We start from the raw sequence: 14,111 nt of genomic DNA on the forward strand, positions 1-14,111 counted from the left end.
GGCATTTCGTCACGTCACTGGTGGCAGAGAGTCCGAACGGGAGAGAACGATGAGCGAAGCCATCCGCGCGGACGGCGTTCGCGTCGTCTATCCCGACGGCACGAAAGCGGTAGACGGTGTCGACCTTCGCGTCCCGAAAGGCGAGTTCTTCGGCTTCCTCGGCCCGAACGGTGCCGGAAAGACGACGACCATCAGGACGCTCGTGACGTTGTTGCGACCGACCGACGGGTCCGTCACGGTAAACGGCTACGACGTCGGAGACGACCCGAAGAGCGTGCGTCGCTCCGTGGGGTACATGGCACAGGAGACGAGCATCGACGAGGAGTTGACCGCGCGCGAGAACGTCGAGTACATGGCGGCCGCCTACGGCATTCCGAAGGACGAGCGCGCCGAACGCGCCGACGAACTCCTCGACCTCGCCGACCTGTTAGACGTGGCCGACAAGTCGGCGAAGACGTTCTCCGGCGGGATGAAGAAACGACTCGACGCCGTTACCGCGTTGGTCCACCGACCGCCGGTCGTTTTCCTCGACGAACCGACGACGGGATTGGACCCCAAGGCGCGAAACCGACTCTGGGACTACTTCCGCGAGATAAACCGCGAGGGAACCACCGTGTTCCTGACGACACAGTACTTGGAGGAGGCAGACCAACTCTGTGACCGCATTTCACTCATCAAGGACGGTAAAATCGCGCTGACCGGTTCCCCGAACGAACTCAAAAACGAGGTCGGCGGCGACATCCTCGAACTCGAAATCGCGCCGTCGGACGTGGACGTGGCGACACGTCTCGCCGAATCGGGCGACGTGTTCCACGATGCCGTCGTGACCGAGACGAACACCGGAATTTCGGTCGGTGCGACGACGATTCGAACGCACGGGGCGGAGTATTTCGCCGAACTTCGTGATGCGGGCGTCGAGGTCGACGGCTTCGACGTCCGGTCGCCGACGCTCGACGACGTGTTCCTCGCGGTCACCGGCGAAGGCGTCGAAGAGGAGGAAGCCGAGTCGGACACGGAGGTGGTCGCATGAGTGCCGACGCGGGAACGAGCGGGGACCAGAAGCTCGCGCCGGGCAACGGCTTCCTCGGCGACACGTGGGTGAACATGCGCCGGTGGCTCCTCAAGTCGATTCGAAATCCGTTCATCGTCACCTCGTCCATCGTGCAACCGCTCATCTTCCTCGTGCTGTTCTCGCAGGTGTTCGGCCAAGTCACCGGCGGCGCTATCGGCGGACCCAGTGGGGACATCAAGTACATCAGTTTCCTCCTTCCAGCCATCATCATTCAGGTGTCGCTCGTCGCGGCGGCGAGTTCCGGCATCGGCCTGGTCAACGACATCGAGACGGGGATGTTCGCCAAGGCGCTCGTCTCGCCGATGAACCGCAGTGCCGTGTTTTTGGGGAAGACCCTCGCCGAAGTCGCCCGCATCTGCGTTCAGATCATCATCGTCGTCGTCGTCGGTATACTGCTCGGTGCGAACATCGCCACGGGGTTCCTCGGCGTCCTCGCACTGATGTTCATCGGCATCCTGTTTTCGATCTGGTTCACGGCGCTCTCGAACGTGGTCGGCATTCAAACCGGCGACACGGAATCGACCATCATCGCCGTGAACTTCCTGCAACTCCCGCTGTTGTTCGTCTCCAGTGCGTTCCTCCCGGTGGACCGACTGCCGCAGTGGATTCAGTACATCAGCGCCGTCAATCCCATCACCTACGGTGTCGATGCTGCACGGGCGCTCGTCATCACCGGCTGGGAGTGGGACACGATTCTGCCGTCCATCGCCATCCTCATCGCCCTCGACCTCGTGCTGACCGGTATCGCCTTGGTCGTGATCAAACGGGCGACCAGCGCGAACGCGTAATAGCTCCCGTCTACGCCACGTTTGTGTCGGATTTGTCTCAGTCGTAGAAGTACACCAAACGGGTCGGAAAATCACACCGACCTTCGATGATTGAACCAGACTGCCTTTGCTACTTCCGTCGCAACCGTCGAACATGCATCGACGGACGTACCTCCGTTCCGTTGCGGCGACGGGAGCGGTGGTCACAGCGGCCGGTTGTTTGGGGTCGTTCGGCGACTCGAACCCGAACGTGGCGCTCGACGAACCCGACAGGGAAGTCAGCAGTTCGGACCTCCCGTATCCGGCGTGGGGCCAAAAGGTCCCGGACGTGACGATTCCCGCACCGCTCGAAAACCGGACCGTCTCGCTTCGGGACGTCGAAACGCCGAGCGTCCTTACGTTCTTCTACACCCACTGCAAGACCATCTGTCCGGTACTCATCTCGACGCTCCGCAACGTCCAGACCCACGCGTCACAGAACGGGTACGAGAACGACGTGACCTTCCTTCCCGTGACGTTCGACCCCCAGCGCGACGACGCCGAGCAGTTGCAGGCGTACGCGGAGAAGATGAACGTGGACCTGTCCGTGGGAGACTGGAACTTCCTCCGGCCGAAGTCGAAAGCGAGGGCGAAAAGCATCATTACCGATAAGTTCGGCGTCCATTTCGAACCGACGAAGAAGCAATCGAAGGACAAGTACATGTTCACCCACTCCGCGCTCATCATACTCGTCAACGGGAAGGGCTACGTTGAACGGGCATATCGGGGCCAGTCGCCGAAGCAACAACAGATAATCGACGACCTCGAAACCGTCCGCAAATGAACCGACGCCGCCTCCTCACCGGACTCGCGGGATTGGGAATCACCGGCGGGAGCGCGTGGGTCGCGTTGAACGGCCTCTCCGAGGACGACGGACTGCCGAAACGCGTCGAGACGATGCGCGCACGGGGGTCGACGGACGGAACGGTGCAGGTGCCGGTTCCCGAAACCGTCACCGTCATCGACCTCTTCGCCACGTGGTGTACCCCGTGTAAGAAGCAGATGACGGCCCTCACGAAACTGCACGAGGAGTACGACGGGAAAGTCCGCTTCGTCTCCATCACGAACGAGCGAATCGGCGGCACGCTGACGAAGGAAGACGTCCGCTCGTGGTGGGCGAAAAACGACGGAAACTGGACCCTCGGACTGGACCCGAACTCGTCGGTGATGGCCGCGCTGAACGCGGGCGGACTCCCGTTCGTCGGCGTCGCGGCACCGGACGGAACGGTCACGTGGACGCATCACGGCGTGGCGGGCATCGACGCGCTTCGCACGCAAATCGCCGCGGCGGAAAAGAGATGAGTGCTTCCACGCTCCTGCCCACGATAGCATTCGCGGCGAGTGCGGGGATAGCCACCTTCTTCGCACCGTGTGCCTTTCCGCTGCTCCCCGGCTACATCGGCTACTACCTGCAACAGCGGGACGACGAGACGGTTTCGTCGGCGCTGCTGCCCGCTATCGGTGCCGCAGTCGGTGCGCTCGTCACACTCGGCGCGGTCGGACTCTCCGTCTTCGTGGTGGGACAGGAACTCGTCCGGTATCTCACGTGGTTCGAACCCATCGCGGGCGTCGTTCTCCTCGTCGTCGGACTGCTCGTCGTCGCGGGAAAACAGCCCACGATTCGCGTCCCGCTCCCGGCACGCCCCGCATCGACGACCGGATTCGCCCTCTTCGGCGGCGGGTACGCTCTCGCGGCGGCGGGGTGCGTCGCACCGGTCTTCCTCGGTGTCGTCGCCCAGACGCTGACGCTCCCGTTTTCCGGGCGCGTCCTCTCGTTCGGAAGCTACGCGTTGGGCGTCGTGATTCCGCTCTGCGGCGTGACGCTACTGATGGCGGCGGGCGTCGACTGGTGGCGCGAGCTGGGCAAGTATTCGTACGCCTTGGAACGCGTCGCGGGCGGACTGATGATAGTAGCCGGTATCGGGCAACTGTACCTCTCGTTCGTCGTCCTCAACGCGTTCTGACCGAATCCAGTCGGTCGTGAGAGCTATCAGGAATTTCCCGTGGGAAGCCAGCGTTCGCATCGATATCGAACCCGTCGTTTCCGAACGTGGCCGATTCTATATCGCAGTATGTGATTTATCTCTGGGTGCGGGGCCGTTCTATCGCTGCTACCGGAACGTGGGAGGTCCATCGGTCCCGGCGGCGTCTCCCGAAGACCACCGAACAGTGGGTGATGCGGTGAGAGTCATCGGAGGCGATACGGGGAGTCCACAGCCGAAGGTCCGAAGCGTCCGGAACGCCCCGGTTATTCGATTCGTTTTCGAATCCGCTCGACAGTGGCCACGAATTCCCGGTTCGTTCGCTCGCGCGGTCGCTCCACGTCGACATCGATAGTCGTAACGACGTGTCCGGGGTCGCGCCCGAAGACGACGATTCGGTCGGCGAGCGTGACGGCCTCCTCGATTTCGTGAGTCACGAACAACACGGTCTTTCCGGTTCTTTGCCAGATGTCGAGCAGTTCGCGTTGTAGTCGGTCGCGCGTCTGTGCGTCTATACTCCCGAACGGTTCGTCTAGCAGGAGGATTTCGGGGTCGACAGCGAGCGCGCGGGCGACGGCGACGCGCTGTTTCATTCCACCGGAAAGCTCCTTCGGGTAGGCATCCTCGAAACCGGACAACCCGACCAAATCGACGAGTTCCGCGACCCGGGCCTCACAATCCGAACAGTCGCAGGCGGGGCGGTCCAGACCGAACCGGATGTTGTCCTCGACCGTCTTCCACGGGAAGAGGTTGTACTCCTGAAACACCATTCCGCGGTCGACCCCCGGTCCCGAAACCCGAGCGCCGGACACCAGAATCTCTCCGTTCGTTGGCGCTTCGAGTCCGGCGACGAGACGGAAGAGCGTCGTCTTGCCACATCCAGACGGCCCGACAAGACAGACGAACTCACCGTCCGTGACTGTCAGTGATACGTCCCGGAGGGCCTCGACGGTCGTGTGACTGTCGTACCGTTTCGATACGCCGTCGACCTCGATTGCGAGCGTCTCGGCGATCGATTCATCGTTTTCGTTCAGAGACGCCATGCGAACCACCTCGCTTCCATCTTCGCATACCCCGTGTCCACGCAGATGTAGACGGCGCTGATGAGAAGCATGTAAGCCATGCTTCGCGCCATGTCGAGGTTGTTGGACGCGTTGATGATTTCGTACCCGACGCCGGGTGCGCCGAACAGTTCCGCGCCGACGACGATCATGAGACATCGACCGATGCTCGTTCGAAAGCCGTTGACTATCGACGGTGACGCGGCGGGAAGGACGACGTGCCGGAGCATGCCGACGTGTGTTCGGACCCCGAGGCTGGCTGCGACTTCCTTGTACCCGTCACGAACGCCGTGGACGCCCGAGTACGCGCCGTAGTAGTTGATCCACAGTGCGCCGATGGCGACGATGAACGCCGCACCCGCGTGGCCGATTCCGAACCAGACGATAGCGAAGGCGATCCACGCGAGTTCCGGAATCGGGCGGAGTATCCGGATGGCGGGGGTCGCGATGGCGTCTATTCGCGGCGAGTAGCCCACGAAGAGACCGGCTGCGTTCCCCACGACCGCACCGATAACTAAGCCGGGAACGAGATGCAACGACGTCTGGACGAGTCGCGCCAACGCCCGTGGCAACGTAACGGACGAACTCGCTATCGGGACCGTGAACGGGGCGTCGGTAGCGAACTCGATTACGAGTGCAGACAGTACCGGAATCGGTCCCGGGAGGAGGTACTCCGGCCGAACGAGCGCCGCGAGACCGGACCAAATGCCGAGAAAACCGACGACGCCCAGCGTTCCCGCAGTGACCCGACCGACTCTCGTCGAACTGGACAGACGTCCCACGTTCCGAGACGGACTCGTTCCGAGGCTCATGCCACGTCCTCGTACACCGAAACGTCGAACAGTTCGGTCGCGCTCATCTCCCCGCCGATGTTGCCGACCTCGGCGACGAATTTCGACATCGTTACGGATTGTGACGTGATTTCGTGCGGGTTCGAAAGGAAGTCCGACGCCTTCGACCGCATCGCACGCTCGGCGAGGTCCGTATCGAGGTCGAGAACGGTCGCGGCGTCCGCCGCCGCACGCTGCGGGTCGTCGTGGACCGCATCCGTCGCCCGAACGTGCTGCTCGACGAATCTTCGCTTCAACGGGTCCGAAACGCCGTTCGAGACGAACGCGACGGTGACGGGATGGTTCGGGAGAACGTCTCCGGACCATTCGACCTCCCGATAGCCGCTCAACTCCCCGACGAGAGTTGCATACGGTTCCTGAACGGTCGTCCCGGTAATATCATCTGAGCGGCCCGCCTGCGGTGCTTTTGCGGGTGGGACTTTCGGCTTGCTCACCACTTCCGTCGTTCGTCCAGCCTTCAGGTGTTTTTCGAGCCAATAGCGGGTGATGATATCGGGAACGGAACCGTCAGGTGCGGTTCCCCAGACCGGTTTCGAACCGTTCTCGTCCGTGTACGACCGAAACGCGGCCGCACCCTCGTCGTCGTATCGGTCGGCGAAATCGTCGGTTGCAACCATTTTGAACCCGTTCCGTGAGTTCGCCACGAGAACATCGGCGTCCACACCCTTGTCGGTGAGAACCATCGCGGGCGTGACGCCGAAGAAGCCGATGTCGAGATCACCGGCAGCGAACGCCTTCACGGCGGCGGGACCGGACGAGAACTCCGTCGTCGAGAGTTCCGCGTCGAGTTCGTCGTAGTACCCGCGTTCGGTCATCACGAAATGTTGGATGTTCGAGTATATCGGCACCCAACCGATGTCGAGAGCCTCCGTTTCATCGCTTTTTCCGAGGGTACAGCCCGCGAGTCCTGCCATTCCCGCTCCTGTCGCTGCTAGCATCCCGCGTCGTGATATCGTGTCCATGCCGTTTTAACAATCTAGAACATCTTGTTAATAGGTGTTGTTATTCTGTAGTTGTTTTTTATTAATTCTGGCCTCCTCTTGGAGGTCCGTGCTGTCGGTCCGAGCCGGCGAAAATCGGAGCCGTCGCTCCGGAGTCCGAAATACGCGAAAACGAGGCAAGTTCAGAAGTCGACGCTCAGGCGTTCTCGACCTGCTTCAGCACGTCGGGAGCGTTCTCCAACGCTTCGTCTAATTTGTCCGCGTCGGGACCACCGCCCTGTGCGAAGTCGGCGGGGCCGCCGCCGCCACCGCCGACGAAGGAGGCGAGTTCGCCGACGACGGCACCGGCGTTCACCGACGAATCGTCCGGAATGGCGACGACGAACTGCGCGCCGTCAGCGCCGCTGCCGATGACGGCGATTTTACCGTCCTCGGCCATCGCGTTGGCCGTAGCACGGAGTTCCTCCATGTCCGTGTCGATGCGCTGAATGACGGCCGTCGTGTCACCTATCTCGATTTCCTCGCCGCCGCCCGCACCGCTGGCGCGGGCCTCGGCGAGTTGCTCTTTCAGGTCATCTATCTGTTTGCCTTGAGCCTTCCACTCCTCGAAGAAGCGCTCTGCCGTCTCGGGTACCTCGGCAGGCGAAACGGAGAGCGTGTCGGCGGCGGTCCGGAGGTAGTCCTCCGTCTCCTGTGTCGCCTCGATGGCGGCGTCGCCGGCGGCGAAGGTGAGTCGTTCGACCCCGTCTTGCACGCGCTCGGTGTTCAGGAGTTTGATGCACCCGATGTCGCCCGTGCGGCGAACGTGGGTTCCACCGCAGGCCTGTACGTCCTCGGCGACGTGGATGAGTCGAATGTTCGTCCCGCCGGGAATTCCGCCCTGATAGAGGTCGAACCCGAACTCCTCTTCGGCCTCGTGTCGGTTGGGCCACTCCTGCTGGACCGTCGTGTTCTCCATGACGATTTCGTTCGCCAGCAGTTCGATTTGTTTGGCCGTCTCGCGGTCGATGCGTTCGTAGTGACGAACGTCGATGCGCGAACTGTCGGTTCCCTTCTGGGCACCGGCCTGTCGGATGTGGTCGCCGAGTACCTGTCGGGCCGCGTGGACGACGATGTGGGTCGCCGTGTGGTGGCGCATCAGCCTGCGGCGGCGTTGGGCATCGATTTTCCCGCGGACGATGGCTCCCTTGTCGACGGATTCGTCGGTGTGGTGGAGGACGACGCCGTTCTCGATTTGCGTATCCGTGACCTGCACCGTCTTCTCGTCGGTCGAAAGCGACCCGTGGTCGCCGGGTTGGCCACCGCCTTCGGGGTAGAACATCGTCTGGTCGAGGACGACGTCGTAGCCCTCCTCGCGGTCGAACACGTCGAGGACGACGGCCTCGAAGTCGGTCCGGTACTGGTCCTCGTAGTAGAGGCGTTCGGTCTTCGGCAGGTCGATGAATCGGTCGTCTTCCGATTCTTCCTCTTCGAAGGCCTCTCCGCTGTCGTGACGTTCGGCGACGAGGCTGTAGAAGTCGTCCGGGACCGAAACCGAGGCACCGAACTCGTCGGCTATCTCCTCGACCATGTCCGGTTGCAGGCCGTGGGAGTCGTACAACTCCACGAGCGTCTCGGTCGGGATGGGTTTGCCCTCCTCGGCGTGCTGTTTTGCGAGGCGGCGAACGCGGCGGCCGCCCTGTTCGAGCGTCTCGCGGTACTTTTCGACCTCCGTCCGAACGATGTCGCGGATGGTGTCGCGGTTCTCGTAGCCGAGCCGCTCGGCCTGCATGTCCACGAGTTCGTCCAACGGCGCATCGACACCGGCGGTGTCGGAGAGGCGCTTGGTCCGTCGGAGCACCATCCGGGCGAGATACCCGGTCGCGACGTTGCTCGGGACGATGCCGTCGCCGAACATGTAGGCGAGCGTCCGGCAGTGGTCGGCGATGGCGTAAATCGCTTCGAGCGGCTCCAACAGTTCGACGAGTTCCGCCGTCGAGACGCCGATTTTGTCCGCGATGTTGTCGCGGGCGGCCTCCATGTCCTCGGCTTCGTCGATGTCCATGTGCCCCGCGAGCTTCGAGGCACGGTGAACGAGTTCCTTCTCCTCCTCGGAGTGCTCGATGCCGGCGTTCTCCTTGAGGAAGTCTATCATGTCGGGATAGACCGCCTCGTACACCGTCGGCGTTCCTTGAGACACCCACGTCCACCGTTCGAGCCCGTATCCGGTGTCCACGATGTACGTGTCCATCGGACTGTAGCGGTTGCCGTCCTTCATCTCGTACTCGCCCTCGGGGTCCTGTTCCATCGACATGAAGACGAGCGTGGCGAGTTCGACACCTCGGTAGATGACTTCGATAGCGGGTCCGGCGTTGCCGCCGCCGACCCACGGGTCCTCGATATAGATGACTTCTTCGGGGTTCGCGCCCATCGACTCGAAGAACTCGTCGCAGTATGCGACCGTCTGGTCTTTCCAGTACACTTCACCCTCGTACGCGTACTGCTCGGGGTCGTCGATGTCTTTCCGGGCGTTGAACGCGTGGTGGGCCATCATCTCGAAGGCCATCGTGTGCCGACCGGTCTTCCCGACGTTGTCGATGTCCTGCATCCGGATGCAAGGCTGGCTGATGGTCAGCGGGTTGGCCGGCGGTGGTGTCTCACCCGACGTGACCAACGGTTGGAAGTCGGCGATGGAGGCGATGGTGAGCAGCATGTCGTCCCGCCAGCGGTTCGCCGCCACCGGATACGGGTCGATTCGCTGGTGGTCGTGGTCTTCGAAGAAGGACAGGAACGCTTCCCGCATCTCCGTCAACGAGTACGTCTCGTCGAAACTCGGGTTGTCGATGAACCCGTACTCCTCGCAGGGCGGTTCCCCGCACGTCTTTCGGTCGTGGTCGCGCGTCCAGAAGTGTGCTCCACACTCGGAGCATTCCTTTCGCACGAAGCCGTTTTCCTCGAAATAATCGAGGCGATACTCCTCCTCAAGTTGGCTCATTCTTGGTAGTTCTTCGCCCATCGGTGCGTAAAACAGTTCCGCAAGGACGTTCAGGCCGGGAGAAGCGAAAGAAGCGTCTTTCCCTTCTAACGCAAAGGACGGCGATACCGAATCGAACGGAGAACGGGCCGAGAGTTACAGCAACTCGCCGACGAACTCGAAGAGGAAATTGTCCGAATCATCGCCACCGAGCGTGTAGCTTTCGAAGCGACGGACGGAGTAGAGATAGGCGAGCGGCGGCGCGACGACGCCGAGGAGCACCGCGATGGCGCCGCCGATGAGTTTGACGGTAGGCGGAGAGATGATTATTGCGTATCCGAGAACGCCGGTTACGAACTCGAACATGCTGGAAACGGACGCCGCCGTTCCGGGCGTGATGGCGGTGACGGCACCGCCGTAGCCGAGGAGCACCGCGAGCGAGTAGGTCGCGAACGCCGTCTTGCTCGGCACGACGGCCGTCCGACTCTTGGTGACGTTGACCTCGCCGAACCGCGGGAAGGTTGTTCCGATACCGATGGCGACGACGGCCCCCGCGAGTCCGAGGAGGACGCTAAGCGCGGTCAACGAGAGCCACCGTGCCGATTCGAGCGGACTCAGGAATCCGGTGAGCGCGGTGGCGAGGACGACGATGGGGAGACCGACGATGGTCACCGAGAGGACGTGTCCCACGACGAACTCCTTGCCGCGGATGCTTGAGGTGAGCGTTACTGGCAGCATGGCCCCCTCGTCGCCGAGAGGATTGAGCGTCGCGCCGCCGATGGCCCACGCGCCGTACAGGGAGATGACGACCGGGAGCGTCCTCGTGACATATCCCACTTGGATAGCTTCCTGTATCGGCCCGGTGACCAAGAACACCGGATAGACGACGTAGAGGAGGCGAATCGGAGAGCGTTTCGTTCGTCGCCAGACGTTGGCGACCACGGAGCGCGTCGGTCGGGACGCGATACCTTCGAGGAAGTCGGCGTTCGACTCGCTGGATTCGTACTGCTTGTTCTCGGGTTGCACCCGGTCGCCGTACCAGAGTCGGGTCGCCAATCGAACGTCGAACACGAACAGAACCGGTAGGCCGACGGCGACGAGGCCAATCGCGCCAACGACCCGCGCAAGCGGCGGTGACGCGCCGGGAATCCCGAAGACGAGGAGGTCGCCGAACCACGCCGTCGGGGCGTTCTGGAGCATTCCGGAAAGCGAGGTCATGACCGTTCCGAGCGTGTTGGACATGACCACGGCCATGTAGGCGACGAACGCGAGGACCGCCAAGACGGATTTGTACTGGGCGAGGACTTCCGACCGTTCGAGGGCGAGTTTGATGAGCAGGCCGAGGATGTGGCCCGTGAGCAAGGCCGTCGCGAGCAATCCGAGGAGGGCGAGAACGACGGTAACGAGCGGGAGCGGCGTGCCGAGTGCGATGCTCAACGCCGTCGTTATCGCTACGATGGGAATCGCCGCGATGGACGCCACGCGGGCGAACTCCGCGCCGAGCAAGCCGCCGACCACGTCTCGCGCGGGAACGGTCGTCAACATGCCTGCCTCCTGGTCGATTCGGCCGGTCTTCCCGACGACGCGCGAGGTCAGCATCACGGTTATCATGAGCCACCAGACGGCGAGGCCGCCGCGTGCGAAATCTAGCAGCGGGAGGTCCGTCGTCGCGAGTTCCCCGCCGAACTTGTACGCGAAGTAGGACCCGGCAACGGTGGGTACGCCCATGAAGACGAGGGCGAACAGCCCGAACGCGAGCATCTGCACCGGCTTCTTGCCGATGGCGCGGACGCTCCGGCGATACTCCATGCGAGCGATTCGAGCGCTCCGTCCGGGAGTCCAGTTCATTGCTCCACCGGCGCCGCGGCGGGTTCCTCGCTCGTCACGTCGAGGAACACGTCTTCGAGCGTCTGTTCTTCCTCCGCGCGGTGGGTGAGTCGCTCCGGCGAGTCCTCGGCGACGAGCGACCCGTCGTACAGCACGCCGACCGTATCCGCGAGTTCTTCCACGACGGGAAGGATGTGCGTCGAGAGGAAGACAGTCATGCCGTCGGCGGTGAGTTCGGAGATGAGTTCGCGCACGGTGCGGGCCGCACGCGGGTCGAGGCCGGAGGTGGGTTCGTCCAAAAAGACGACCTCGGGTTCGTGGAGGATGGTCTGAATCAGTGCCGTCTTCTGTTTCATCCCCTTCGAGTAGGTGCCGACGCGCTCGTCCGCGTCGTCGAGGAGGTCGAATCGGTCGAGGAGGGCTTCGATTCGGTCGTCGGCCTCGACGTTGCGAAGCCCGGCGATGTACCGCAACTGCTCGTGAGCCGTGAGTTCGTCGTACAACGGCGGTTCCTCGGGCATGTAGCCGATATGCGGAACGACGGCGTCCCGGTCGGCAATGGAGTGACCGGCGACGCGGGCGGTACCGCTCGTCGGCGGCGTCAGCGTCGTCAGCATTCGCATCGTCGTGGTCTTCCCCGCGCCGTTCGGGCCGAGAAAGCCGTAAACGGACTCGGACGGGACGGTCAGTTGGAGGTTCGAGACGACCGTCGTGTCGTCGAAGCGCTTGGTCAACCCGTCGGTTTCGATGGCAGGTCTCATCGATTCACCTCCGGTCGCGCTCGTTCGAATTGGAGAGCAGCACTCGTGGGGACTGTGTGCGCCATACCCGGGAGACTGTACCGAGACGTAAAAAATCCGACTGAAACCATCAGTGGATTTTTTAATCGGAAGATGACACGACAGCGACGAAAGGTTACTCTCCGAGCGCCTTCTCGAAGACGGAGTACGGTTGTGCACCCGTTATGCTCGCGGAGAGCGTCTCGCCGTCGAAGACGAAGAAGGACGGGACGCCTTCCACCCCTGCCGCGGACGCCGCCTGTTGGTCCTTCGAGAGCGCCGCTTTGTACGCCTCATTTTTCGCGTCGTCCACGACGGCCGCCGCGTCCACGTCCGTGTTCGATTCGAGGAAGGATTCGGTCTTCGAGAGGACGTTCGATTCCGAGAAGGTGTCCTGTTCGGCGAAGTAGTGTTCTTTGAGCGTCCAGAACGCGGACTTCTTTCGGTCGTAGGTGGCTTCGAGCGCCTCCGCGGCGGGCGTCCCCCACGGCTGAATCGGCGCGACGGAGAATCTGGAGACGAACGAGAGTTTCTCGGAATCGATGTAGTTCGCCTCGATTTTCGGGAACGTGTCGCGCTCGAACTGCCCGCAGTAGTGACACGACGGGTCCTCGAACGCTATCATGGTTTTGCCCCCGGTTCCGGGTTTCGGACCGAGCGTGGGCTGCTTCTCGATGCCCTGTGCGGCGGGAGAGTCGTCGAGCGTTTTCGATTTCGAGTTCGCCGTGGTCGTAGTATCGTTACTGCCGCCACTGAGGCCAGCACATCCGGACAGAAAGAGCGCCGTTCCAGCGAGGAGGGTTCGCCGTCGGAGGGTCATGTGGGGACGTAGTGAGCGACGACGAATTATCGTTCCGGTCAGTCGAGCGCCAGCGACGCCAACATCGCTTCGAGTTGCACGCGCTCGTTCGCGCCTTCGGTGATGCGGAAGTCGGCCTCGCCGACGCGTTCGAGGACGCGCACCGCGTCCTCGTCGTCCAAATCGAACTCCCAAATGGAGCGGTGGAGTTGGTCGATGATGTCCCCGCCCGCCATCCCGCGCTCGGTGAGGAGTTCGTCGAGGATGGACCGCGCGCGTGTGAAGTCGCCGTCGATGGCGTGTCTGACCATCTCCTTGATGTCCTCGGGGCGAGCGGTGCTCGTGATGACGAAGACGCTCTCCTCGTCCACTTGCTCGCCCATGACGGCGGCGGCTTGCAGGGCGTTGATGGCTTTTCGCATGTCCCCGTCGGCGGCGTAGACCAGCGCTTCGATGCCGTCGTCGGTCGTTTCGATTCCCTCCTCGTCGGCGACGTAGCGGACGTACTCGGCCACCGCGTCGTCGGGAATCGGACCGAAGCGGAACACCGCACACCGCGACTGGATGGGGTCGATGATCTTCGAGGAGTAGTTACACGACATGATGAAGCGCGTCTTGTCCGAGAACTGCTCCATCGTCCGACGGAGGGCGGCCTGTGCGTCGCTCGTCAGGGAGTCGGCCTCGTCCAGGAAGATGACTTGGAACTCCACTTGGCCGGGGTCGTGGCGGGCGAAGTTCTTTATTTGGTCGCGCACCACGTCGATACCGCGCTCGTCGGAGGCGTTCAGTTCGAGGAAGTGGCTCCGCCAGCTATCGCCGTACAACTCCTTGGCGATGGCGACCGCACAGGTCGTCTTCCCGATTCCGGCCTGTCCGGAGAACAGCAGGTTGGGCAGGTCGTTCTGCTCGATGTAGCTCTGCAGTCGAGCCGTGATGTCGTCGTGGCCTGCCACGTCATCGAGGGTTTGGGGCCGGTACTTCTCGACCCAGATGGTTCCACGTCCGGGGACGGTTTCCGCGTCGGCCTCGCTCATGGTCCA

General features: G+C 62.7%; 13 protein-coding genes. 5 read left to right on the forward strand and 8 right to left on the reverse strand.

The genetic code is table 11. From position 1 onward, the window contains the following. The first annotated feature begins 49 nt into the window (after positions 1 to 49). The 5 genes from AC1XDK_RS04585 to AC1XDK_RS04605 all read left to right on the forward strand — a co-directional run bounded on the left by AC1XDK_RS04585 (position 50) and on the right by AC1XDK_RS04605 (position 3,842). Entirely contained in the window at positions 50 to 1,030 is a 981-nt protein-coding gene (locus AC1XDK_RS04585) for an ATP-binding cassette domain-containing protein (protein ID WP_483348580.1), read from the forward strand. Continuing rightward, positions 1,027 to 1,860: an ABC transporter permease gene (locus AC1XDK_RS04590; protein WP_483348581.1), complete on the forward strand. Its 834-nt coding sequence runs from the start codon at positions 1,027 to 1,029 to the stop codon at positions 1,858 to 1,860. The genes AC1XDK_RS04585 and AC1XDK_RS04590 overlap by 4 nt, the downstream gene beginning before the upstream one ends. 133 nt (positions 1,861 to 1,993) lie before the next feature. After that, positions 1,994 to 2,662: an SCO family protein gene (locus tag AC1XDK_RS04595; protein WP_483348582.1), complete on the forward strand. Its 669-nt coding sequence runs from the start codon at positions 1,994 to 1,996 to the stop codon at positions 2,660 to 2,662. Further along, positions 2,659 to 3,180, forward strand: a complete 522-nt coding sequence (locus tag AC1XDK_RS04600; RefSeq protein ID WP_483348583.1) for a TlpA family protein disulfide reductase — start codon at positions 2,659 to 2,661, stop codon at positions 3,178 to 3,180. The genes AC1XDK_RS04595 and AC1XDK_RS04600 overlap by 4 nt, the downstream gene beginning before the upstream one ends. Beyond that, positions 3,177 to 3,842, forward strand: a complete 666-nt coding sequence (locus AC1XDK_RS04605) for a cytochrome c biogenesis CcdA family protein (RefSeq protein ID WP_483348584.1) — start codon at positions 3,177 to 3,179, stop codon at positions 3,840 to 3,842. The genes AC1XDK_RS04600 and AC1XDK_RS04605 overlap by 4 nt, the downstream gene beginning before the upstream one ends. Before the next feature lie 284 nt (positions 3,843 to 4,126). On the opposite strand, the gene AC1XDK_RS04610 is transcribed toward AC1XDK_RS04605, so the two are convergent. The 8 genes from AC1XDK_RS04610 to AC1XDK_RS04645 all read right to left on the reverse strand — a co-directional run bounded on the left by AC1XDK_RS04610 (position 4,127) and on the right by AC1XDK_RS04645 (position 14,105). Then, positions 4,127 to 4,903: an ABC transporter ATP-binding protein gene (locus tag AC1XDK_RS04610; protein ID WP_483348585.1), complete on the reverse strand. Its 777-nt coding sequence runs from the start codon at positions 4,901 to 4,903 to the stop codon at positions 4,127 to 4,129. Then, positions 4,891 to 5,733 (reverse strand): ABC transporter permease, encoded by an 843-nt coding sequence (locus AC1XDK_RS04615; protein WP_483348586.1) that lies wholly within the window; start codon positions 5,731 to 5,733, stop codon positions 4,891 to 4,893. Before AC1XDK_RS04615 ends, AC1XDK_RS04610 begins: the two co-directional genes overlap by 13 nt. Next, a complete protein-coding gene (locus AC1XDK_RS04620) occupies positions 5,730 to 6,734 on the reverse strand; it encodes a CmpA/NrtA family ABC transporter substrate-binding protein (protein ID WP_483348587.1) in 1,005 nt (334 codons plus the stop codon). Before AC1XDK_RS04620 ends, AC1XDK_RS04615 begins: the two co-directional genes overlap by 4 nt. Positions 6,735 to 6,909: 175 nt before the next feature. After that, on the reverse strand, positions 6,910 to 9,687 hold the full coding sequence (alaS, locus tag AC1XDK_RS04625) for an alanine--tRNA ligase (protein WP_483348588.1): 2,778 nt from the start codon (positions 9,685 to 9,687) through the stop codon (positions 6,910 to 6,912). Between the two features lie 135 nt (positions 9,688 to 9,822). Next, entirely contained in the window at positions 9,823 to 11,514 is a 1,692-nt protein-coding gene (locus tag AC1XDK_RS04630) for a hypothetical protein (RefSeq protein ID WP_483348589.1), read from the reverse strand. Beyond that, entirely contained in the window at positions 11,511 to 12,254 is a 744-nt protein-coding gene (locus AC1XDK_RS04635; protein WP_483348590.1) for an ABC transporter ATP-binding protein, read from the reverse strand. Before AC1XDK_RS04635 ends, AC1XDK_RS04630 begins: the two co-directional genes overlap by 4 nt. Before the next feature lie 154 nt (positions 12,255 to 12,408). Beyond that, positions 12,409 to 13,092, reverse strand: coding sequence for a DsbA family protein (locus tag AC1XDK_RS04640; RefSeq protein WP_483348591.1), 684 nt, complete (start codon positions 13,090 to 13,092; stop codon positions 12,409 to 12,411). Between the two features lie 38 nt (positions 13,093 to 13,130). Then, entirely contained in the window at positions 13,131 to 14,105 is a 975-nt protein-coding gene (locus AC1XDK_RS04645; protein ID WP_483348592.1) for a replication factor C small subunit, read from the reverse strand. Between the last annotated feature and the right edge of the window lie 6 nt (positions 14,106 to 14,111).

The organism is Haladaptatus sp. HS23 (assembly GCF_056892285.1).